Genomic DNA, 22,861 nt, shown 5'->3' with positions numbered 1-22,861 from the left:
ATGATCTTAGTAATATAGGAAACGAACCTGGTACAAATTACAAAATTGTTCCAGGAGAAAAAATTAAAATGGCCGTCAAATATGCAAGAACTCAACCTTTTTATGACGATGACGGACTAATGTTTCCAAAGGAATTCATTGATGACCGATCTAACATCATTCGAACAAAAAATCCAAGTACACCAAGCGAAGATAGAGTACGGGACATACCAGGTAAAGAAGTTACGAACGCAGGGCTCGGGATAACAGGACGTTCCCATCCATCAACGACAGTTACAGAAATTGTTGTTGGATTAGAACAAGGAGCGACTGACGGACCAACGCGGAGTCTTGATTTTGCAAGAATTACCTTCACCCAAGAACATGATTTGGATGCAAGGAAATATTACATGCGTCCAGCTGATAGTACCGCCGCTATGGTCCCTTACAATGAAAATAACCCACGTGCTCAAGCAATGGCCTTTTATTACGCGGCGTATAACTATAGTGTTCTTTCTTTTTCGTATCAATACCCGGATCACTACTGGGTATACACTGAGGATGGTCCTGATCCCGATCCACCGACGAATAGCTGCACCATCACCGACGGCCGCGTGATCGAAGGAGAAAAAATGAATCCAAACGCAAGCGCCGTAATCAAAGCAGATCAGCGGGATCGAGAAATCTTTGATGTGCTGCTAGGCATTCCAACATCCGAGAGTTTATATGGAAATGTGCTCGCAAATAACTATTTACATCAATACAAATTCCAAGAGAAGCTCGGAAAATGTACATATGATTTAACCGTCTCACGGGATTATACGCTCACATGGGACCCCGGAAAACCCAATCCAAATGGAAATGGTAGATTGCCCGATCCACAATCTGAACCGGACAACCGGGACTATCCAATACATGTGGAAAGGACATTCTCTTATTGGGTTGTAGATAAATTAGGTGTATACTCTATCGACAGCTCACAGCTCAGAAATTACGCGTTTAATGGAGAGATTATAACGATACATCCCGCTGGCTACGTCCCTCCTGTCGTTACACTGACTCGCAACGGCAAGTACGTTCCAGATCCAGGCCCAGGTAACTATACGGCTCCACATAAAACGATACCTGGTACAACAACAAGACCTTCAATACCAGAGAGTAGCGAAAAAGCTGAGATCCAAGATATGACTGAACAACGAATTAGAGAAGTCAAAGTAAATAACGATACTCTCGTGTTTAATAACCAGACACTTATGAACGGCAGTGTAGTCGACAAAAAAACGCAAGACCCAACACGAGTTCCGGACCCAACGACAATCAGTCGAGATGTCCTTTACAGCCCGGGAAATATGATTCCGAGCAGTAAGATTAATAAACAGAGCCAGGCAAGTAGCGGGACTATCACGTATAAGCCCCTCAGCGCCAATTATAACGCCGCCCCGGGCGATACCTACCCAATAGGTGGGATCAACCCTGTGACCGTGCATACGCCAGTTGTGAACTACTCGTCGGCATCAGACGATCAGGCTCATAACCAGAAGACGACACCGAACTACAGCCGGATGGCCTTCATTCTAGATCGTCCGTTCACCGTAACGATCCCGACGAGCGGTCAGCATTTGAACTACCCGGGATACGGAAACCGTGATTACGCGAAATATTTCAAAAGCAAAGAAGTCTACTTCGAGTTCGATGTCTATTCCGGAGACAAGCAAACGTTCTATCCAAAAGAAACTTGGATCAACATTCCGGTCGGGCAGCTCACAACTGAATTCTTCTTGCCCGTATGGGTCGATGAAGGTGACTACACGGTTTACTACAGGAATATCGCTGAAAACGCGCCAGACGTAAAGCCAACGCAGCAGGACGCAAACTTTGATCTCATCAACCATGTAGCTTCAGATACCGTCAATGTTGAGGTTATCGGTCGTCTGTATGACTTCCATATCACCGACATCGCGGATTATAACTGGGAAATGGTCTTCCGGACGCAAGCCGGCAGTGTAACACCTACCGGAAATAGTTACTGGACGGGCCTACTCGGTATCGATGGCGCCACACGCGGCAATAGACAGCCGTTTACGCTACCGATTTTACCAGGTAAAAACCCGCTTGAAGGAACCAAAAACGTAACCGTTAAGACAGGCTATCACGTTAAATTTGATTTAAAGACCAAAGGTAATATGTTTAGCAAACAAGACGGAATCCGCATCACACCAAGCTTCATGTATGTTAGCCGGGATGGTAAAACAAAAACACCGGTTGATCTCTACTACGACGATGATCATCGGAAATTTATCAAAGTCGGTTCGAAAGAAGATACCGAAGAACGATACGTTATCTTGAACGATCGTCTCCGCAATGTGCCTGAAGAAGAGCTGACGGACACCGCTCGGTATAAGTATGACAATTACTATACCTTCGCCGAAATGAACGGTGTGAGCCGCGATCTATTTATCTCAGATTACATTCGACGCTTCACCAAGGAGAAAACGCCGGTTGGCGGCTTTAATCTGATGCTCCTCCCGGAACAGATCCGGACGTTCATCGGACCGAAAACAAACTTACCGGGTTCAGTGGATAACGCAAGGGCAAACGCCGCCATTCAAAAATGGTATGCTCAGTATTCCTTACCAGGTGATCCATACGTCGTCAAATCCGGAACTAACTTAGCCGAGTATAGTCGTACAAACGGAGCCTTAACGAAGCGTGACCCGATCTTCCTGAAGGATGGATATATCATCCTCAACTTCAATATTGAAAGTATTAAAAACGGTAACCTCACCCAGCCTCACCTGCAGTACATCAACGCTCCTCTGATGAACCAGTGGAACATGGAAGGCTTTAGCCGTAGCGTGCAGGACTCCTGGGGGCGGACATTCACTTTGAAAGATGGAGACATTGTATTCTTTAACGCTGACAAGTCCTACAAAGATGATTTCCAAGCCGAAGTTACACACTAAATGGAATAAACAAAAGAAACCACCTAAGAAGGTGGTTTCTTTGTCTAACCTCATAAGATATTTGCAGCATATTTCATTGTAGTGACATGTAATATGCACACTCTCTTCCCAAATAACAAAGGTGCCCCAGCCATATAGACCAGCGCACCTTTTTATGTGCTCACACTGTAAACTTCTTCTAATTTGATAAAGCTATACTTCTCAACACCTCGAACATGTCTGATTCCTTCTTAGAGTGTTCATCAAGGTGAAAATTCTCAACGATCTAAGCCGAACGAATTGCGAATATTTTTTTACAATTAGGCTAAACTATAGAATGTTCAATATTCAAACAAAAACTATACTTTCCTGTATGAATATTATACAATTAAGTAAAGAATTTTAGAAAAGGTGATGAATATAATGTCTACTTTAACTGATAAAGTAATCGGAAAACGGTTGCGTCAGTACAGAGACGAAATTGGATTTACTCAAGAGGAATTGGCACATGGAATTGGAACAACGCGTAGTGTCATATCTAATTATGAACTCGGTCACTCCTCTATTAAGTTATCTGAAGCAAAGAAAATAAGCGACTACTTAGGTATTTCTTTCGAAGAATGGACTTCTGTAGATGAGTCCGAATTTGATTCACTCATTTTGTTTAGGAATGGTGATCAGGATTCAGTTTCAAATGAGGAGTTATTAGATAGATCTGATCTCATCATAAAAGAGCTCTTCGCCCAGCTTGAGCTTTGCACAGTTAGTTAGGAGTGAAGTCTAATGTTTAAGAGATCGTTTAAGTATACTGATGTACCTGACCCATTAAAGATCCAACTTGAAGCAGAAGCCGAACAATTTGCCTATAAAATCCGGACTGAAATTGGAGTACCTCTAGATCAACCACTTGATATAATAGAGATTATTGAAGAAAAATTTAATGTATACGTACTTCAGATTAAAGATTTAAAAGTATCTGGTTTTGTTCGAATGTCTGGTAAGCAAAAGCTGATCTTTATTAATGCATCTGAACCATTAGGAAGACAATACTATACTGCCGCTCACGAATTATGTCATATATTGAGAGATCTTAATAAAGTCAAAGAACATGAAAAACTTGATGAAAATGAAAAAAAAGATGCTATTAATAAAATGGAGTTTTTTGCAAATAAATTTGCTGATTATTTTATATCTCCTAGAGAAGCCCTTGCTAAAAGTGTTATTGATACTGGTATAACCAATTTCAATGAAATAAAGCCTAAACACATATTTACTATTCAGGATAAATTTAAAACCAGTTACAGACAAACAGTTCGTATGCTAAATAAAATTGGGGTTCTTAGTGATTCACAGCGTGATGATTTATCATCTGTAAGTAATGCGAATGATCCAGATTTTCTTATTAATTTGATGAAAGATGCAGGATATAATCCTTTGTTATCCCTTCCATTAGCAGAGAGTCGTGTACCTGATAAGTTTATTAATAGCATTAAGAGCAATATTACTAATAACCGTATCTCAACAAAAAAAATCGAATACTTAAAGGGAATTTTAAGTATAGATTTCAATAGTGAGGATGGTCCTCACAATGAATAAAGTGGTGATTTCAGATACTGACATTATAGTTCATCTGGTCAAAGGAGATGTTTTCAAGCATATCGTTCCATCAATCATTGATAAGCTTTATATCACCCCAAAAGTTGATGAAGAATTAAGAACACATTCCGCTATCTACTCTCAAATATCACATTTGTTTGAAGTAAATCTTTTTAAAACTAAAGATATGTGGGGAAGTATAGAACCTGCAAAAAGAATAGCTATTAATGAAGTTAGGAAGAATAATCGGGCGAGACTTGACCCTGGGGAACTAGATTGCCTCGCTTATGCTGTTGGGCTAGATATAGATGTTATAATAAGTGACGATAAAGGCGCAAAAGAAATTATCAATGATGTAACTGATAAGAAAACTGTAGTAATTACCTTTTGGGATCTTCTTATCATCGGAGCAATGAAAGATAAGTTTTCATGGGAGACTGCGGCTACATATTACACTCAAGTTGTTGATCGCTGTGATTTGACGCTAGCAAACTTCAAAAGGCAAAATGCACTATTTGAGCAAAATACTTTGAATCATCCATGGGTTCAACAGTATTTAAGCACATAATAATATCAATTCCACAAAAGGACCAGCTTGTATAACACTAGCTGGTCCTTTTATTTCTCCACACATATGAAATTTTGGGTACTAACTATTGCCAAAATGTAGCTTTAACATTCCATTGTGTTTTGAGAACTTCATATAGCATGAATTTTCACCAACGAACTATCAGTAATGCGATTCATTCGGGAAAATATGTATATCCCTATCGGTATGTCGGTGGCTGAAACCCATTCATATCTGTCATCGGCACATCTGGCGATACCACCTGCTGAACAGGCTGTAATTCCGTATCCGTGTTGTGATATTCACGGATGAGTGCGTAACCAACAAGCGAAATACAAAGAATTAAGAATAGCGTACGTATAGCATTGATAGGATCAGTTTGAACTGCCCTCTCTGTCTCTTTAGGCTGCTGCTTAGACGACGCCTGCCCCGCGTTCTCACGTTCTTGCACGATCTTTTGTTCATCAGGACGCACGCGTGTACTGCGGTATTGACGCTGTGGGCGATCGTGCTGTGTTTGTGGTAGATCCGCCGGCACATAGAGTCCCCCTTTTTCATCCGAAAATAATTAATACTAGAAAAGGAGGGCTAAAACTCGCGCCCCCCTTTTCAGTACATTCTTATTTTGCTGCAGCTACTGCAGCATCTTTACGATTAGGACGTAAGCGAAGCGCTACTTGATACAAACCCTGTACGTTCAGGAAGCGAGAGAACGCACTGTCCAGATAAACGATTGGAATCAGATTGTTTTCACCAAATTCAGCAATACGTTCCTGTAGTTTGCCGAAAAGGCTCCATTCGAGCGGTGTCGCACCGCCACCGAAAACAAAAATGACCTCGATAAAACCGGCAACCTTATCAAAAACCTTACTAATCTCACTCGATATCGACGCTGCAAAGCGATCTTCTTCGCTCTCATTAATATTTTTGATATGATTCCATTTCATTTTACCTAACGCTGAAGGCTTGGAATGTAGAAACTCAGAGAGTTCTTTTCTAGAACGGTAAGGATACCCCTGTTCAATCAATTTGCTCAGTGTAGATTCTAGAACGATGCCGTAGCCCTGTTTGAGTGTGGAACTAGCATCCGGGTTGAATTTGCGGTTTGTGAAAACGGCCCAGTCAATGGTACCTTCACCAATGTCAATACCGAGCGTATTCGGTGCTCCGACAAGATCTTTACCCGTAATCCCATCCAACTCTCCGTTCGGGTAACTTTTGAGTGCTTCTTTAAGGATCATATCTAACATTTCTTGTTTTGCAAACATCAAGCCGTACTGTGCGGACTCCCCTTCGTTGATGACGATTACGTAATCGAAAATGATTTCAACACGAACCGGATTTTCGAAGTTGTGGAAGGTGACAATATGAGCTTGTCCACTATTCAAGTACGCATCTTTGTAACGCTTCATATGATATTTATGCTCCTGGATCGGTAATGCCGTCGCGAGATCAACATTAACTTTCATTACACCACCATCTGGTAAAGCTCCTGTCTTCTCATAATGATCTTGCAGACGGTCTGCCGCAATTGTAGCCAGAGCAAGTACCCCAGATAGATCTACTTCAGACTTACCAGTCCGAGCATACACATCAAATTCTTCTAGGCTTTTACCTGTTTTTAGTGCTCTTTCACCGAATAAACGACGCTCAGTCGATTTAATCAATGGACTGATAAAACTCAAATCCATTTGATTGATGACGTCATTTACCACAGAGCCTATTCCATCAGCAGTAACCGCAGGCGCATCTGGATTAAACTGTTTAACGGCGATACTTGGAAATACTCTAACTCGCCCATTAAGATTTGCTTTAACGTAACCATTTCCCAAATCGAGTCCCGCTTTAATTGGTTCAACAGCCGTTTTCGCCATAGTAATCTCTTCTCCCTTTTTGCACATGCATTTTAATAAAAGTTCATGTACCAATCATTATTTTCCGGAACCGTCGAATTTGATGTCACACTACGACTTTTCATATTGAATCGTTTCCGTTCTAATCTAAACGACTTCCCGCATCGCCGAGTAATATTGCGATTGGATCGTAATCATCATCGTCGTCATGATCATCGTTGTTGTTGCCAATATTCTGATCTTCTGAGTGATTATCCTCTGTGTACAGATTCCTTTCTTCTCTGAAGTCACTAGGTTTAGGTTGTTCTGTCGAATTCCTTTCTGGCTCTATAAATCCACCAGAACTATGTTGAGCATTTGACATGCTCTCACCCTGAGTGAATGTATCTCTGTTCAGATTAAGATCAGGCTGTGATTGATTTGTTGCTGGATTTGATTGGCTTGAAGACGAAATAACCTGACTCGCTTCCGACGAAGTAGGTATAGCAGCTGGCGGGAAATAATGTGGCGCACCCTTTGAGTCCATTTCCATCGCCCTAAAATTTAAGTACGCGCTAATCACGTCGCCTTTTCCATAGTTACGTATTGCATCTACTATAATAAGTTCAAGACTCTTTCCCAAAGAAGACTGATTTTTGCACCAATTTCTAATTTCCTCTGACTCTGATTCATAGAACGAAAGACGCTTACGAGTCTCACTCATTGTATATCAATTCCTTTCTCCAAATTCACCTTTCCGGAACCCATCCGTTCGTCCTGTATCCTTCTGGCGTATTCTGTCAATTTAATGGCCGTACCGAAACGTATAGAATGCATAGAAGTCTCACCGTTCGATATACGTGAAAGTGTCGATTCTCCTATTTTGGATTTCTTACTAATTTGGTAGCACGATACACCACTTTGATTTAGCAGCCAATCGATCAATTGACTATCTGCATAACCTTTCTTTTCAGGTACGCCCTTCTGACACTCAACTTGATCTCCAAGAGCTTGTACACTGATGGCTAGTGAAGTAATGGCTTCATCTGCAGAAACTTCGCAACCATCCAAAAAATAACGCCCCTCTTTAACTTCAAATCGGTTCGCATGTAATTGTCGTAGATCCACTGAAATCGGATTAAGCATGACGGATCACACTTCTGCTTCTCATTGAACAATCGCTCCAAGTAGTTACAGAGGCGAAGTTTGAGATCATTTTCGTCTCTCCTTTTATATGTAAGGAGTCATGAAGACTCTAGATACTTGCCTTCCACAGACTCTTACTCGCTTCAGGAATATTGTACCATGGTACTTCCGTCCAAGCAAGTAATGTGTATTGAATGTGGAATATTTTTCATTATTTATTTCTAACAAATTGCAACAAATTACTGCATTATTTGAATCGAGTAATAATTTCATTATATATATCACATTATATTTCATATAATATTTCAAATAAATAAAATATGTATATTTATATGATAAAATTGCTCATTAAATATCACATTAATTAAGTTTTTATTTCATAAATAAAAACACACGTTTTATATTTCGCGTGTGTCTCTCTGCTTTCTCATACTCTAGTGACTAAGTAAAGATGCTTTTTTACTCATTCCACTTTCGCAAAACGAGCTGCCGTATTGACCAATATTTGAGTTACTTCATCCGAGTAACCAAATCGCTTCCTGTTCTCCAAAATCGAGAGAACGATATCCCCATCCCCATGCTCCCTACACGCAACCATCCAGTCACAAAACATTTCTACGATATCCAGGAGATCCATACCGGCTACGCCATTTTTGTAATGCTCCGGGTGGTGAGAATTCATTGCGTAATGATGATCAAGCGCAACCTTTACTTTTTTCAAATGAGCTTTATATTCCGGGCTACCAATCTTATAACTCTTATACTCTACTGTGTTCTGATGGAGAATACTTTTTTCCGGTTCTTCCAGTTTGGATTTATCATGAACCATCGATCTAGCATGGAGTTGAGCTGCGAACACCTGCATATATCTCTGCACATTTTCAATATGAGTATGAGTGTCTCTTACATAGTCCTGCTCGGTATAGACCACTTTTTTGGTCATTTCCCTCATCGTTCTTTCATCCTTTCAGTGTTTTTTGGGTGGGTTAGAACCATTGAATCGGCGTGTATGTAGCCTTTCGTCTTTCTACCTTCCCTCACATTGGAGGTTCTTGAATGTATAATCATTGCACAATGTCTATCTCTCAGTATACTTAAATAATCTAAATTCTCAACAAAATATAAATCTAAAACGTTGTTCACTCAACAATTTGTTAAACAATTGAAGTATATTTATGATTATTTTATTTAAAATCAGCATGAAGAAAATCCGCACCAGCGAACCATTCAAAAAAGATATAAAATTCGAAGATCTGTGTCCGGTGATTACTTCATACTGACAAAAGAAGAAATTCTATATCCAGACCAGATTCGAGTATGATGACATTTTCCAGATGTGGTTTGTCTGGGTATGAACACGTCAATGCATAAAGCCTAAACACATTTTAAATATCCAGAAAAGAAATTGAAAAATGAACGTATTCCACGAATGCATAAGAAGCCCATACGGTCCTCCGTATGGGCTTTTTATCTTTGCCAGCAGAAAAAAATAATGTGTATTTATAACAGCTTTTAACAAAAATTCCGATATAGATAAAATGGGGAATATGACCTATTGCTAAGTAACATTATTCGCAAACATTGTCAAGATATTGGTATTAACATCTTACGTTCGCAAATGTTAGGAATTGTGGTAATATGATGAACAAAGAAAAAGAGCCATCCCCTTTCGCAGTAGGGAATGGCTCCGGCGATGATCATCGCTATACTCACCAACCTAAAAACGACTAAATTTAAAGGAAGGGAGAATATAAACATTCAACTTTATAGTTAAGGTAAGTATAGCGGATAAATCGCCCTTTTGTCAATTTTGGGAGGGTAATTCCGTGAAACAACAAGGTAGTGAAAGTGTCACCTATTTCCGCTATGTCGATACTGGAGAAAAGGTGTCACGTAAGAGAAAACGCAATAATCAAGAGATCGAGGATCTTGTAACAGTAAACAAAAAAATCTATTACACAGCCAGCGAAGTTGCCCAATTCAGTCTTGAAGGATTCGGCCAATCGTTAGTCGCAAGAACCGGGAATAAAACCATCATCGAAAATTATATCCTGGATTACTGGCAGCCCATTCTGGGATTTCAAGCTACAATGGTTTATATCAATTACCATCGCATGTGCATCAACAACGATATGCCATTCCGGTCTATCGATAATATGGCCGAAATGATGGGAATCAGCCGGCAGACACTTTCGAAATACCTGGACATCTTAGAATCGTATGCCTTTGTTATGCGATTTTGGGCAGAAAGCAAAAAGAAATCAGGTATGAATGAGTCTACACGAGTCAAAGTCCGAGCAAGCATTCCAATGCTCAGTGAAGATTTAGTTGCTCAGTTACCAGAATCTATTCGAGAAAGTCATAATGCATATATTTTAAATTTGAGCGAGTCCTATGATATTGAACTCGCCGAAAATGTTCCAGAGGTTTCCCCAGTTAAAACGATCGAGAATCAAGGTTTCGAACGTAAACCAGCACCCGTTGTTATTGGAACGGGCATCAAAGAACACCTGGAGCGACAAAGTGAAGAAGCCAAGGCATCGCGATCGGTCGAAGAAATTCGGTTATGGGAAGAAACTTGTTCCTTCATACAGACCAAGATTACTAAAGTGTCTTTTCAGACCTGGTTCGGAGGAGCCTATCTCCTTATTCAGGAAGGCAAAAACTTTATCATCGTCAGCCACGAGATGGCTAGCGAATGGCTCAACCGAAATTATAGGGATTTGTTGGAGGATAGCATCAAAAACTACGCTGGACTCGAACGTCCTATCGTTATTAAAACAGCAGAACAATTCTTTATTTAAAAAAAGCGGGAGAATCTTCCCGCTTTTTTTATTTTTTCATTCTGCTTGTCTCCCCTTTCCCCCCTCATCTTCATTTGGTTAAAAATTTTAACATAATGAAACTGGGGATAAATTTTGTTTGGTTAAAAATTTTAACATAAGTCTTGGTTAATTTTTTTAACATAAGGAAATTCGTTTGGTTAAAATTTTTAACACTAGTTATCCACAGAAATGGTTTCGTTAATTTTTTCAACATAATGATTCCAATCGTTTGTTTAGTTAAAATTTTTAACGAGGGGGGTTGAAAAATTTAACACAAAGAAGTACTTATTTAAGAATTACTTAAAAGAACATCTCCATATTCACTACGCTCTGGTCTGGAAAAGTAAATTTCTCTTTCTCTTTCAAACGATACCCTATAGAGTAGAAATTCAGATAAACCATACTCGCTCCAGATCAGCATGATCATAAAGGACTTGCCTTTCTTGATTTTCTTTTTTACGATTACTACATAATCAGAATGACATTTTATTACACCGAATCTAAACAAACGACACGCCGATCATGGCGAATACACACGGCTCAAGCCGAAAGGAGAATAATTTTTATATGCAAACTATCACTTATCCCCAGCTCTTCAAAGGGGTTAACAATGGGAATATTTTGATCATCACGGAATCTGAAACAGCTAACCAATTCAACATTTATCAGTTGTTTGATGATTTTAATGACTATGCAACCGCTTCTGATATCCGAGCTGCGCAACCATTGTTCAAAAATATTCCACACGAACAGATCATCGTCTCTATTCCAGGCGAAGGACGAAATGCTTTTCTCGTAAAGTATCACATCGGTATCGAAGAAATGAATGACTTTAAACGCACTCTCGACGAAATCTTGTAATAAACCCCAAAAAAAACGGCCCTGCAATTGGGACCGTTTTTTTTATAAACTGGAATAAAAATGCCTACAAATCTCCCCTTCTATCCCACCAATACCTGGAACTGATCGCGAATTTATCCTCGACCGGTTCTTTTTTGTTTGGAAAAAAATAATGACAAAACTAGGTCTCAGGACTATAGGACTTTGGTGCGTTTTGTTTAACAAATCTGAACAGGTGTGTATGCAAATTTTCATAAATCTATTGGCTATCTACACAAAAAAATAATATAATGTGTTGATTGTACAATGTTTTTGAATGAAGTTAATAGATTTGTTTCTTCATTTCTTGTTATTTTGTGTTGGTTCTATGTGCCTACGTATAGATCGTATTGAAGGGAGTTTTGTGACAAAACCAATACATAAAGGACTAGATCTTACTGGAAATTGATTCGAAATTTTGTGTAAGGGAGATTTTAACGAATGAGGAAAAGGCTTGGTAAGATTTTAGCTGTTACTTTGTCAGCAAGCTTAGTGTTAGGCAGTGCACCCTTCTGGGGAGAAAGTAAAGTAAGTGCAGAGAACGGCTCATTCAGAGCGGGAGATAATCTAGTCCAACTCAACTCTAGCAGCGAGTCTATGTTAACTGCTGCAGCAAGCAAACCTTCAGCTCCTAGAAACTTCAAAGTAACTACAGACGAAACCTCACTTACTGTAAGTTGGGATTCTGTAGAGGAAGCAACCGAATATAAAGTCATGGTAGATGGTCAAGTCGTGTACAGCGGTCCTGACTTGGCTTATACATACACTGGATTAACGCCAGACAAGTATTATGTGGTTACTTTGAATGCTGTTAATGCTGAAGGCGAAAGCGGACAACAATTTCAAACCGTAAAAACAAAAGACCCAGATAAGATGCCGGCTCCAACTGGATTAATAGCAGAGACAACTCACAACTCCGCCTCGATCAGTTGGAATGCCGTGGAAGGTGCAACCGCATACTGGGTTATGGTAAATAACAATCAAGTTTACAATGGTCCTAACCTTACTGTAACCGCAGAAAACCTGGGCTCGGATCGTCCATATACCGTTTACGTAAGAGCAGTTAAATACACCGAAACTAGTATTGAAGAAGGCGAGCAAGCTTCGATGCAGATCGTGACAAAGCCTGAGCCCATGCAAGTCCCCGGCCAACCTACAGTGGTTAGCACAGAAGCAGGTAATGTGAAAATTACTTGGCCAGCCTCAAATGGTGTAGTGACTTACAAGATTCAACGAAATGGCGTTAATATCGGCTCTGTTGCAACTTTGGAGTATACCGATACAACGGCTGTAGAGGGTGAAACTTATCAGTACACCGTTAAATCAGTTGATGGAAGTAACACAAGTGCCGCTTCCCCTTCCGTCACGGTTACCGTAACGGCTAATCCAGAAACACCTGTATTCCTGGATGTACCTCTTCATTTGGAAGCAACACCAAAAGCAACATCCATTAAGCTGACTTGGGACGCTGTCGAGGGAGCAACAAACTATATCATTAAGCAAGGTCAAGCTATCATTTATGAGGGTCCATTAACAACCTTCACACATACAAACCTGCCTAGTGGTACAACTTACGAATATTTTGTATATGCATCGAACGGTACGATTGAAAGTGGTCCTGCAATTGCTAGTGCAACAACACTAGTTGCTCAACTGCCGTACCCCGTTAACTTTAGAGTAACGGATCTACAGTATAACAACATCCGGTTGGAATGGGATGCTGTCGAAGGGGCCGACGAATATCTCATTACTCGTAATGGGATGTCAATCGGGATACCCATGGGTACATGGTGGTCTGAAGACGGAGACGACATAGCACCAGGCGCAACTTACACTTACCGAGTAGCAGCATACAAAGGTGCAATGATGAGTAAGGAAGCCGTTATCATCGTAACTATTCCAAATGAACCGATTGAGGGCGAGGCCCCTACAGGCGATCTCGTCGTTAAAGCGAATCGCGTTTCTCATAATCGTGTAGGTCTTAGCTGGTCAACAGTCACAGGCGCAACGCATTACGATGTGTACCGAGACGGAAACTACAAAGTATGGTCTGGTAGCTTGAACGCTGTGAATGACAACAATGTTGGTCCAAAAGAAACGCATACGTATAAAGTTGTAGCTGGTAACCAGTGGGGTACATTGTCCTCTAATGTAATTACGATTACGACACCTGCAACTCCACAAAGCATTGTGGTTACACCGTCTGAACCAATGGAAGGTACAATCACGTTCAACTACAAAGTTATTGATGGTGCCGTGATGTATACGGAACGTAATCCACAAACCAAAGCAGTACCGCTGGGTGATGGAACCTATAAGGTAACGTATTACAATGCAGCAACGGGTGAGTCCCGTGATTTGGGAATTCAAACTCCTGTTAACGGTATGTTGAAATTTGTTGAAACTGGTGTTGAGCCAGGCAAAAAATATCAATACGACATCACAGCTGTAGTGCTTAAAGCTAACGGTACAGAAGAAGTTGTAGCACACGAACAAGTAAGTGTGGACACGCCGGCTGACGGCAGCGGCGCAACTGTTCCTGGAACAACACCAGGTGGAGACACTGGGACAACTACTCCTCCTTCCACTGGCGGAAATAACGGCGGATCTACTGGTAGTAATGGAACTAGTGGAGGATCAACTGGAGGAAGTACTACAACTCCGACAGTTGGTAATCAAGGTTCTGTTCCTGGAACTGCCGTAGATCCTACTGAAGGTGAAGGATCTACAGACGATAAAGGAACTGAAGTTGAAAACAATACAACCTTCTCCGATATCTCCGGAAACTTCGCAGAAGAAGCCATTAAACATCTGACAGCTGCCGGGATCTTAAAAGGTTATACAGACGGTACATTTGGTCCGAACCAAAAAGTTACCCGTGCAGAGTTCGCGATCATGACAACACGTGCGATGGGTTACAAAAATTCCAGTTCCAATGTACAAGCATTTAAGGACCTCAATGAAAAGGCCTGGTATGCTGAAGAACTATTGGCAGCGCTGGATGCGGGAGTAACGAAAGGATTTACGGACGGGACTTTTCGCCCGAATGTATCCATTCTTAGAGAGCAAGCGGCCGTGATGATCGCAAACATCTTGGAGAAGAATAACTTTAAAACCAGTGTAGGTGAGAAGAACTTCATGGATGATACAGAAATTGCTGCTTGGGCCCAGTCTTCTGTTATGTTGCTGAAATCCAACGGGATCGTAGAGGGTCAAAATAACAGCTTCTATCCTAAGCGTGAAATCACTCGTGCTGAAGCAGCCGTGATGATCGACAGAATGCTTAATTTTTTGAACAACTAGTTTCGACTTAAACACCGAGAATTAAATATCTCGGTGTTTTTTTGTAAAATAAATGATAAATAAATACAACAAAATATGCACACACAATAACTAATTATTTATATAATTATAAAATGTGAAAATTTTTCATTATTTAATTCTATATAAATTAATAATGTAAGAATTTCTTCATTTTTTGTAACAATATTATTCTGATTTAATTTTTGATTAAACAATGCTTAAATAATTTATACATTTTTTAGCATATATATGTTAATAATTCTGTGCATTAGATTTCACTCTCTTAAAAGCGGTCAAACTTATACGATTCTTTGATTAAAGGAGCCCGGGGGATAGCCTTTAGTTTTCTCAAACTCATTCAATAGAAAGTACAGTTACATGTTTTTAGTTAGACGGACAGAAATCCCTCACTCTCCTCTACTCAACTTGTTCCTTAATTACCCTATGCGAACCTGTATGCTGATTCATCTTCTCTAACATGGAGAGATCATTACATGCCGCATATCGCGATTAATATATACTACTCAGAGATTAAGTATTTCTAGATCCATCTTAATCTAAGCAGCCGAATGATCCAACGAGCGAATTGAGCGGTGAGATAGCCAAGATACATAGCCAATGTGACCGCTACATCTCATACCACTGTCGGGAATGCTTTACGTCGCTATACCTGCTCATGCCGCTTGACGCTATGCTAATCCAGCATAAACGCTATAGCGGAGATTCGTGTAATGGGACAATATTTACTACGAAGAATTTATGCTTTGTTAATCAGATAGAGGGCTGTAGCGAATGGCTGTATATAAGGTGGCATTGCTATTAGTAGGTGGAGCTGCAATCCTGGCCTTCGGGAAGATGGATAAAACCGGTATATTAACAAACTCAATCAGATGCTTGCAGCGACAAACGAACAGTTGAAGAACTGACGTATATGGACGCTGGAGTGCTTTCTCATAGCGAGTATGACGCTGATAAAATGTACTCTGGATGTCGCAGGATCTATCTGGGGGCACGATCTGCTAGAGCTGCTACTCGGACAAAAAAATGTACTTGACCGCTATGTGGACAAAGTTAAGGCAGGTGTACGACTCCTCTAGTCAGATCTCTCGCATCTCATATACGAAGATTCTTTTAGTGGAGGTAGAAAGGTATGGAAGATAACCGAGGCCTGATCTTCTGGGACGATGTATTTGCCATACGCTAGCTCTACGCGGCGCATAACGCTGTAAATATCAAGAACTACAAGACAATTACGTTATCGATGTTCCTCAGCTTTCCCAATTAGTTTGGGAGATGGTTGATGAGTACCAGGCTGCTAAGGAGTAGCCACCATGCCCACAACGGATAAATTATAGCGTCCCCTCTCCCCTATTCATCTAACGGCTATGCGACTACAAGTAACTCCGAAGATTAATCATAGTCAGTCTCATGGCCTCATGTTTTATTTAGACTACTGCTGATAATATAAAACAAAGTTAACCTATTGAAAGCGAGATGATCCTTCATGGCAAAGCATACTGTTACACCTTTTGGATGGGCCATCAAGCGACGCCTGGCGGAACTTGAGCTCCATCAAAAAACATTCTGTGAACTCCACAACATCCCAGAGGCCCGATTGTCTGATCTGATCCATGGTAGACGAAAGTCAATAAATTATAGAGAGCAGGTGATTTCACTCCTAAACCTACACGAATTCGATAAGTGTAAATCGGATTCTCCCCCCTTTAAATGATACAAATTTCTACAGAAGGGAGATTATATGATAAACCATTCCTTTGGACCTTATTACGTGGGATATTCAGATGAACTACATCACTCGTAAGAACATTCAATGAAAGTGCTCGCCTGTATACTAAACCATACGTCGATCTCTATGAACCGTCTGAAAATCATCGTGACCCCTTGATCTTGAAGCGTATTGTCGTTCTAAGCGAGGAAGACGAGAATCTTTATCTGATGGATTAGCCATTGCCCTACTAAGTGCTTTGAATATGCGAATGGTGATTGTGGAGCCGAACCAGTCTGCCTCCAATCTCGATCAGCATGTGTTGATAAGGAGATGAACCACTGCATAGATAGATTCGGCCCCCTTTTTGTTTGAGCGGGATTTGATACAAGGTAGACTCTTTCCTGGATCTTAGTTCTAAAGGAATCAGGCAAACAACAGACTGATTATAAATTTTAGACCAACAATCTAATCTTAGACAGTTAGAAGCTCCTCTGTGTAGGAGCTTCTAAAAATCTCCTAGAGGAACTTTATGAACTAAACAATATTTTATACCTTATTGTTAATGCTAACATTAATGTTAGCATTAACAATAGCGTTTGTAATATAACTAATGTTAGTGTTATCTTTTGACTCTTTGAATCAGTGGTAGGAAAGTAAGTAGCAGTATGATACATGATGAAAATCCTAGACTAATCGTAGACATCCTTGCCCCTAAGGCACTTATCACTCATCAATTTCAGAATAGAATTGACTATATGGAGATTGATGAAAAAGGCTGTACGCTGTTACAACGCGATGTATGACCGATTACACAAGCCATAGTAATGGTTGGTAGGAATCTACAACCGGGCATCATAATTCATGGTAGGACCATGCCAAGACTCATCTAGATCGGGCAACGATTAGGCGTGATGCTCGCATGTATCGGTATTTAACGGAGCCGGAGTGCAAGACTCATTGTGTTTTCTGATGAAGACTTTGAGTAAATAGCAAACGAGTTCCCATTCACACAAGGATAAGCCTAACGCGTGCTGTATAAAGCGTGCCGGCAATTCAATCGTAATTTAAGTACTTGAAGCGATATTGATGCCAAGCGAGTAAAAAATCAAATTTTACAACTCATGGACAGCTGCAATTCCTCATCATATATCACCAAGGATTATATAGGGAATAATTTTCTCGAGACAGGCTCTTTAAGTGGAGTTACACATGTCTCAGGCATCCTTGCATTTCTTTGTCGCTTACTACCTTACAATACAATAACGTTAATGCTAACCTTAGTGCTAACATTAACAATAACATTATTCTTTATATATTTATCTTTGTACTCTACTCCGTAGGATGGTACACATTTTGCGAAAAAACGCCTGCCTCAGTAGAGACAAGCGTTTTCGTAAACGTTATTTAATTCTGCCTTGGCTGCGGTAATACTGTTCGAACAATGCGTTAACGATCTCAGTCATCGCCCCTCGGCGCTTGGAGATGTCATCGTTAATTAACTCTGCGAGATCATTTCTTATATAGAAGTTTTTCTGAGTATGTGTCTCGCGTATTCCTTGTTTAGGCTGAGCAATAGGAATAGACGTAAGATTAACATTAACACTAGCATTTAGGTTATTATAGGCATTTTCCTCGGCAATATCCTCTGTGCTAGCATTAATGCTAACGTTAATGTTATCGTTTGAAGTAGCATTATTGTCATTGCTATCTTTAGGATTATTGCTTGGTTTTGACTTAGGAGGATTAATAAAGAGGCTACTAACTTCTATGTCCTTTTTATCAGAGGCCCTTAAACTGCGTCTTAAATCATCAGCCTTCGACACGCTTCATCAACTCCTCAACAAAAGGCTTATACTGCGCTACGGCGGCTTTGATCTCGTTGTTATCGAAAAGCCCTTTAATAGCCACTCTACCGGCCGCTGCGTTCCGTGTTAACACGGAATCAAAACAAACATCCCCGTAATCTTCTGCAACCTGTTCGATGAGCACCTTATTATCCGATCGCCTTGCGTCAATAAGCCCGCGTAAGATGCCGGCAACGCGCAGATCCGGATTGACTAATTTTCGGACCTCATCGCTTGTTTTGAGAAAGCGGCCCAACGCGGAATAACAGAATTTACTTGCTTCAAACATCGCCACAACGTAATCAGACGCTGCCAGGGCGTTTATTGTTTGATCGCCAAGTGCCGGCGCTGTATCTATGATGATGAAATCATAGTTATCTCGAACGGTGGAGAGGGTTTGCGCAAGGACTAAGGCAGGTTCTTGTCCAGCGTAGTCATTGTACAACCACCGCGAGAACGTTGCCAATAGATCCTCCGCTGGCATTAGGTGCAACGTATCCGTGATCCGGCATATGTAACCAGACGCATCCTGTTCTTCCATTGCCTCAAGAACTGTCATGCCACGGAAATCCTCAACGTCACGTAGCGTGAGTAGCTCCGTTAAGTTCCCCTGGGAGTCCATATCAACCGCAAGTACGCGGTAATCCTGCGAGAGCAAGTATGAAACGATTCCGCTGGTCGTGGTCTTTGAACTGCCACCTTTTTGTATTCCAAACGTTATTATTTTCGCTGGCATTAGCGCTAACACATCCTTTAGCAATCAAATAAAAAGCTTAATTCAACCGTTTTACTAGTATCAATGCTAGCATTAAGGTTAGTGTTAGCATTCATCCTAGGCTTTACGCTAATAACTGTCAAGGCGGGTATCCCAGAACAGACGGTAAATACTCATCGTCAGTCGTTGCTAGCGAAGTAGCTTCTTATCCATTTTAACACGGCTTATACACGTATCGCCGATCATTTCATAGAAAGGGTACGAGAGAGAGTAATACAGCTCTTTTTAGCTCAGGACATCTTACATACTTGAATCTAATGCTGCATAAGTTATTCTGCCAGTCATCAAATAAAAACATTAAGAGACTTGGCCAATTTTCAGCAATTCGATCTCTGATCGCACCTTTAAATCCTCATTGCTGAAGGTAGACTTGAACCACGAGATCGGGTTATCAATCTTGTTTTTTAACAAACGCTCCGTGAATCTCTCAAGAGCTCGATAAATAGCGTCAAAATGGTACTTTTGTATGCTGCTCTCGATGTGTGGATATAGCGCTGTAATCAGGCGTGGGGGAAGGTTAAATAACTTGCAGCATGATAAAAATTCCTCTTGGTGGAAACAAATTGTGCCGGTGCCTTGGAATTTAATCATTTTTTCTACCACGTCTGCATATCGTGCATATTGTGCCAGTTCAGACAAGTGCTCGCGCGTAGTTGGTGTATCTTCTTCTTCTTTTAGTTCTGTAGAAGTATAAAGATCTAAAGAATCTTGATTAATAAAACCTGAATTATAGGGTGCATGCTGTGCAGATAAAAAATCAGTTTCAGCTGCATCTTGTGCATATCGTGGTGCATGCTGTGCACTTTCAGTCACTTCTGGTTGGAACTCATGAGCTGCTGCAGAAGAAACGACCTCAGAATACTGATTCGATGTCTGTTTTACGGGACGTCCTTCGATTTCTTTGAAGCGAGATTTCTTTTCAATGAGATTACGGCTAACCAAATCTTTAACAACATACTGGGCTTTGCGTTTGGACATCCCACCAGCTGCAGCAATGGTGTCGTAATCCGGAAAAGCATGCTCGTGTTCCGTTTGATAGACCTTAATTACGATCATGATCATTTTTTCATAGGTTTTGAGATCCTCGTTATTGAGTATACCTTTTAAACCCTTGAGCAGATGCTGGTCGGGCGAAATAAAATTAGACATGATTAGTCCTCCTTGGAGTGAGATCATGCCAATTCCCTTGAATTTCAAAACAATTTTCAATATAATAAGGGAACCGGCAGGTTAATTCGCTTTTGAGCGACTTTAACACGCCCCCAGGATATCTGTTTTTTCCAGAAACAGTTACCTGGGGTTATGTTCTTGATTGTTGTTGTTTAATTCTTGTTTGCTATCTTGAGGTGCAACTCTAGATAGCGGGTGTTTCAGTGTTTTGTTTTAAGTGGCCTTCAGGCCTGCTCCCATAGGGGAGCTTTTTTTTTAGCTATTTTTCGAGAACATGTGGCATAAACTACTAATTTCAGCTTTATAGCCATTGTATTTTTTGGTATTGAGAGAGTCAAGGTATCGGGGTTGAAAGGACGTTTTGCGAATATCGGGGTTGATAGGACATTATATCGGGGGAGAAAGGACAGTATATCGGGGTTGAAAGGACGTTTTAACGGGGGAGAGAGACAAATTGTCTTTTGAAAAAAAATTTTTGTATCGGGGCTGAAAGGACAGTCAGGTATCGGGGTTGAAAGGACATTTGCTCCATATCTCCATTACTCCTTATCTAGTAAGCAAATGTTATTTAGATCATCCCCAAACGAAATCATGTCAAAGTATCGGGGTTGAAAGGACATTATATCGGGGCTGAAAGGACATTTTTGTCTAACCTGTGGTCAATCATTTAAGCTATGGTATTCTATATACAATACGAGAAAAGAGTAACTAAGAAAGGAGCTGTTACTTTATGGCGCCTCGGAGAATTAACATCGAACCATGGATCAATAAAATAACAGCACTGAATCTACCTGCTGAAGACCCGAAAGTACAGGAACTGATTAATAAGGCAGCTGACCAACTGAAAACGTTTAGTAATGGGGTTGCATCAAAGCATATACAAAATGAGGGTGCCGGTGAACTCAAACTGTCGAAAAGACTGGTTCAGGAGCAACTTACGGATGAAGAAAAAGAGCAGATCAATAAAGAAATTTTCAAACATCAAATAAAACAATGGATCTGGGCGCAATCACAGATCCTTAGACGCGTAGCTTATTACAGTAAGCCCACTCATCCCTATGGGCACATCTTTTCGGAGAGTGCGATCAGTTCGGTATCGACTTCGAAAAAGACAGATACATCTACTGAAATGGGGGATACCCCTGTCCGAGATAATCGAAGAACCAAAATATATCATCCGGCAAAGAAAGAGCTGACGCTTCAGGACGCCAAGGTACTGATCGGAATTCATAAGCTTTGGGAAGTCAACGGGAAGAAGAAAGAGTTTGAGTTCACCATTTATTCTCTTGCCAAGGCCATGAATCGGGACACTGGTGGTAAAACGTATCAAGAGATCTGGCAATCCCTAGCATTACTCCAGGAGAGTATGTTCGAATTCACCTTTTACCATGAGAAAGGGTACATTGATTCATTAAATCGGATTTATCTCTTTCAAGCCATTGGACGACGTGACGTAAATAAAACATTTAAAATCATGTTCTCTGATCCCATCTACCGTTCATTACAGTCAGGTGCAATTGCTTACCTAAGTCTAGCCATTTTGGAAGATTTAAAAACAGGAACAGCTCAAAATCTGTATCTGTTTTTACCAGCACAAGTAGCCCAAGGGATTACACGCTGGCCACTCGATGAATTATCTCTTCTCATGGGATTAAAAGCCAACCGACCGGCGAAGAAAAAGCAAATTGTTGAGGAAGCTTGTGAGAACATGAAGGAGCTTTCTCTTCTTGATGGGTATAAACTACATGAGGATGAAACTGGAGAAAGTTTTCTTGAGATTCGGCCCTCCAAACTGTTACTCACTTCAGGAAATAGCGTTAAAACTGCGGAACAACTTACGTTCTCACTCTAAGAGGATGTAAGTTGTTTTCTGTTTGCGTCCTTTCAACCCCGATATAGATAATAAACCCGTCAAGGACATCGTGTTCTGTACAGTTCTGATCGACGTAGAGAAGGTAGCCCGATTAGAAAAGCGGAGCGATTCAACGTGAAGATTGAGATTACCCCAGCCAGTACCTTCGATAAAGTGTTATTCTCCCCGTATTGGTTCGCACTCATCTGGAGAAAGAATATCAAACGGTATCCGCTCGTTAAGGGAGTCGTTCGAATCCGCTAATAGTAATATATCGTATTCTCCTTACATTTATACTAATGTTAATGCTAGCATTTAGGTTAGTGTTAATATTCAGTATAAGCTTAACGCTAAGAACGCCGACATGATTTATCATGGCGGTGTTTTTTTGCGAAATTCGACGAACAGACAGGCAGACTCC

The 22,861-nt window shown here is 40.6% G+C and carries 18 protein-coding genes; 10 read left to right on the top strand and 8 right to left on the bottom strand.

Going from position 1 to position 22,861, the window contains the following annotated elements; all coding sequences use genetic code 11:
• Positions 1-68: 68 nt before the first annotated feature.
• The 4 genes from NST38_RS30880 to NST38_RS30865 all read left to right on the top strand — a co-directional run bounded on the left by NST38_RS30880 (position 69) and on the right by NST38_RS30865 (position 5,085).
• On the top strand, positions 69-2,942 hold the full coding sequence (locus NST38_RS30880) for a DUF5704 domain-containing protein (RefSeq protein ID WP_341344345.1): 2,874 nt from the start codon (positions 69-71) through the stop codon (positions 2,940-2,942).
• Between the two features lie 402 nt (positions 2,943-3,344).
• Positions 3,345-3,692: a helix-turn-helix domain-containing protein gene (locus NST38_RS30875; RefSeq protein WP_341344344.1), complete on the top strand. Its 348-nt coding sequence runs from the start codon at positions 3,345-3,347 to the stop codon at positions 3,690-3,692.
• A gap of 12 nt (positions 3,693-3,704) precedes the next feature.
• The gene (locus NST38_RS30870; RefSeq protein WP_341344343.1) at positions 3,705-4,517 is read left to right on the top strand and encodes an ImmA/IrrE family metallo-endopeptidase; all 813 of its coding nucleotides are present in this window, start codon (positions 3,705-3,707) and stop codon (positions 4,515-4,517) included.
• Positions 4,510-5,085, top strand: a complete 576-nt coding sequence (locus NST38_RS30865) for a hypothetical protein (RefSeq protein ID WP_341344342.1) — start codon at positions 4,510-4,512, stop codon at positions 5,083-5,085. The genes NST38_RS30870 and NST38_RS30865 overlap by 8 nt, the downstream gene beginning before the upstream one ends.
• A 199-nt stretch (positions 5,086-5,284) precedes the next feature.
• Here NST38_RS30865 and NST38_RS30860 read toward each other — a convergent pair whose 3' ends face one another.
• The 5 genes from NST38_RS30860 to NST38_RS30840 form a co-directional block, all read right to left on the bottom strand.
• Entirely contained in the window at positions 5,285-5,623 is a 339-nt protein-coding gene (locus NST38_RS30860; RefSeq protein WP_341344341.1) for a hypothetical protein, read from the bottom strand.
• An 82-nt stretch (positions 5,624-5,705) separates the two neighbouring features.
• Entirely contained in the window at positions 5,706-6,959 is a 1,254-nt protein-coding gene (locus NST38_RS30855; RefSeq protein WP_341344340.1) for a ParM/StbA family protein, read from the bottom strand.
• Between the two features lie 121 nt (positions 6,960-7,080).
• Entirely contained in the window at positions 7,081-7,641 is a 561-nt protein-coding gene (locus tag NST38_RS30850) for a hypothetical protein (protein ID WP_341344339.1), read from the bottom strand.
• Positions 7,638-8,063: a hypothetical protein gene (locus NST38_RS30845; RefSeq protein ID WP_341344338.1), complete on the bottom strand. Its 426-nt coding sequence runs from the start codon at positions 8,061-8,063 to the stop codon at positions 7,638-7,640. Before NST38_RS30845 ends, NST38_RS30850 begins: the two co-directional genes overlap by 4 nt.
• A gap of 463 nt (positions 8,064-8,526) precedes the next feature.
• Complete coding sequence (locus tag NST38_RS30840) at positions 8,527-9,015, bottom strand: DUF5662 family protein (protein ID WP_341344337.1); 489 nt, start codon at positions 9,013-9,015, stop codon at positions 8,527-8,529.
• A gap of 874 nt (positions 9,016-9,889) precedes the next feature.
• On the opposite strand from NST38_RS30840, the gene NST38_RS30835 reads away from it, so the two are divergent.
• From NST38_RS30835 to NST38_RS30820, 4 genes are all read left to right on the top strand, one after another.
• Complete coding sequence (locus NST38_RS30835; RefSeq protein WP_341344336.1) at positions 9,890-10,867, top strand: DnaA N-terminal domain-containing protein; 978 nt, start codon at positions 9,890-9,892, stop codon at positions 10,865-10,867.
• A gap of 588 nt (positions 10,868-11,455) precedes the next feature.
• Entirely contained in the window at positions 11,456-11,749 is a 294-nt protein-coding gene (locus NST38_RS30830) for a hypothetical protein (RefSeq protein ID WP_341344335.1), read from the top strand.
• A gap of 495 nt (positions 11,750-12,244) precedes the next feature.
• The gene (locus tag NST38_RS30825; RefSeq protein WP_341344334.1) at positions 12,245-15,070 is read left to right on the top strand and encodes an S-layer homology domain-containing protein; all 2,826 of its coding nucleotides are present in this window, start codon (positions 12,245-12,247) and stop codon (positions 15,068-15,070) included.
• Positions 15,071-16,032: 962 nt separating this feature from the next.
• Positions 16,033-16,167 (top strand): hypothetical protein, encoded by a 135-nt coding sequence (locus NST38_RS30820; RefSeq protein WP_341344333.1) that lies wholly within the window; start codon positions 16,033-16,035, stop codon positions 16,165-16,167.
• Between the two features lie 2,032 nt (positions 16,168-18,199).
• On the opposite strand, the gene NST38_RS30810 is transcribed toward NST38_RS30820, so the two are convergent.
• The 3 genes from NST38_RS30810 to NST38_RS30800 form a co-directional block, all read right to left on the bottom strand.
• Complete coding sequence (locus tag NST38_RS30810) at positions 18,200-18,622, bottom strand: hypothetical protein (protein ID WP_341344331.1); 423 nt, start codon at positions 18,620-18,622, stop codon at positions 18,200-18,202.
• On the bottom strand, positions 18,609-19,379 hold the full coding sequence (locus NST38_RS30805) for a ParA family protein (RefSeq protein WP_341344330.1): 771 nt from the start codon (positions 19,377-19,379) through the stop codon (positions 18,609-18,611). The genes NST38_RS30810 and NST38_RS30805 overlap by 14 nt, the downstream gene beginning before the upstream one ends.
• 336 nt (positions 19,380-19,715) lie before the next feature.
• Positions 19,716-20,567: a helix-turn-helix domain-containing protein gene (locus tag NST38_RS30800; protein ID WP_341344329.1), complete on the bottom strand. Its 852-nt coding sequence runs from the start codon at positions 20,565-20,567 to the stop codon at positions 19,716-19,718.
• Positions 20,568-21,318: 751 nt separating this feature from the next.
• Here NST38_RS30800 and NST38_RS30795 point away from each other — a divergent pair.
• Both NST38_RS30795 and NST38_RS30790 read left to right on the top strand, forming a co-directional pair.
• Positions 21,319-22,440, top strand: coding sequence for a replication initiator protein A (locus tag NST38_RS30795; protein ID WP_341344328.1), 1,122 nt, complete (start codon positions 21,319-21,321; stop codon positions 22,438-22,440).
• A 135-nt stretch (positions 22,441-22,575) separates the two neighbouring features.
• Positions 22,576-22,704: a hypothetical protein gene (locus NST38_RS30790; RefSeq protein WP_341344327.1), complete on the top strand. Its 129-nt coding sequence runs from the start codon at positions 22,576-22,578 to the stop codon at positions 22,702-22,704.
• The last annotated feature ends 157 nt before the right edge of the window (positions 22,705-22,861 follow it).

It is taken from the genome of Paenibacillus sp. FSL H8-0104, from assembly GCF_038050215.1.
GTDB classification, from domain to species: domain Bacteria; phylum Bacillota; class Bacilli; order Paenibacillales; family Paenibacillaceae; genus Paenibacillus; species Paenibacillus amylolyticus.
Note: the sequence above shows the minus strand (reverse complement) of the source record. Positions and strands in the feature narration are given on the sequence as shown.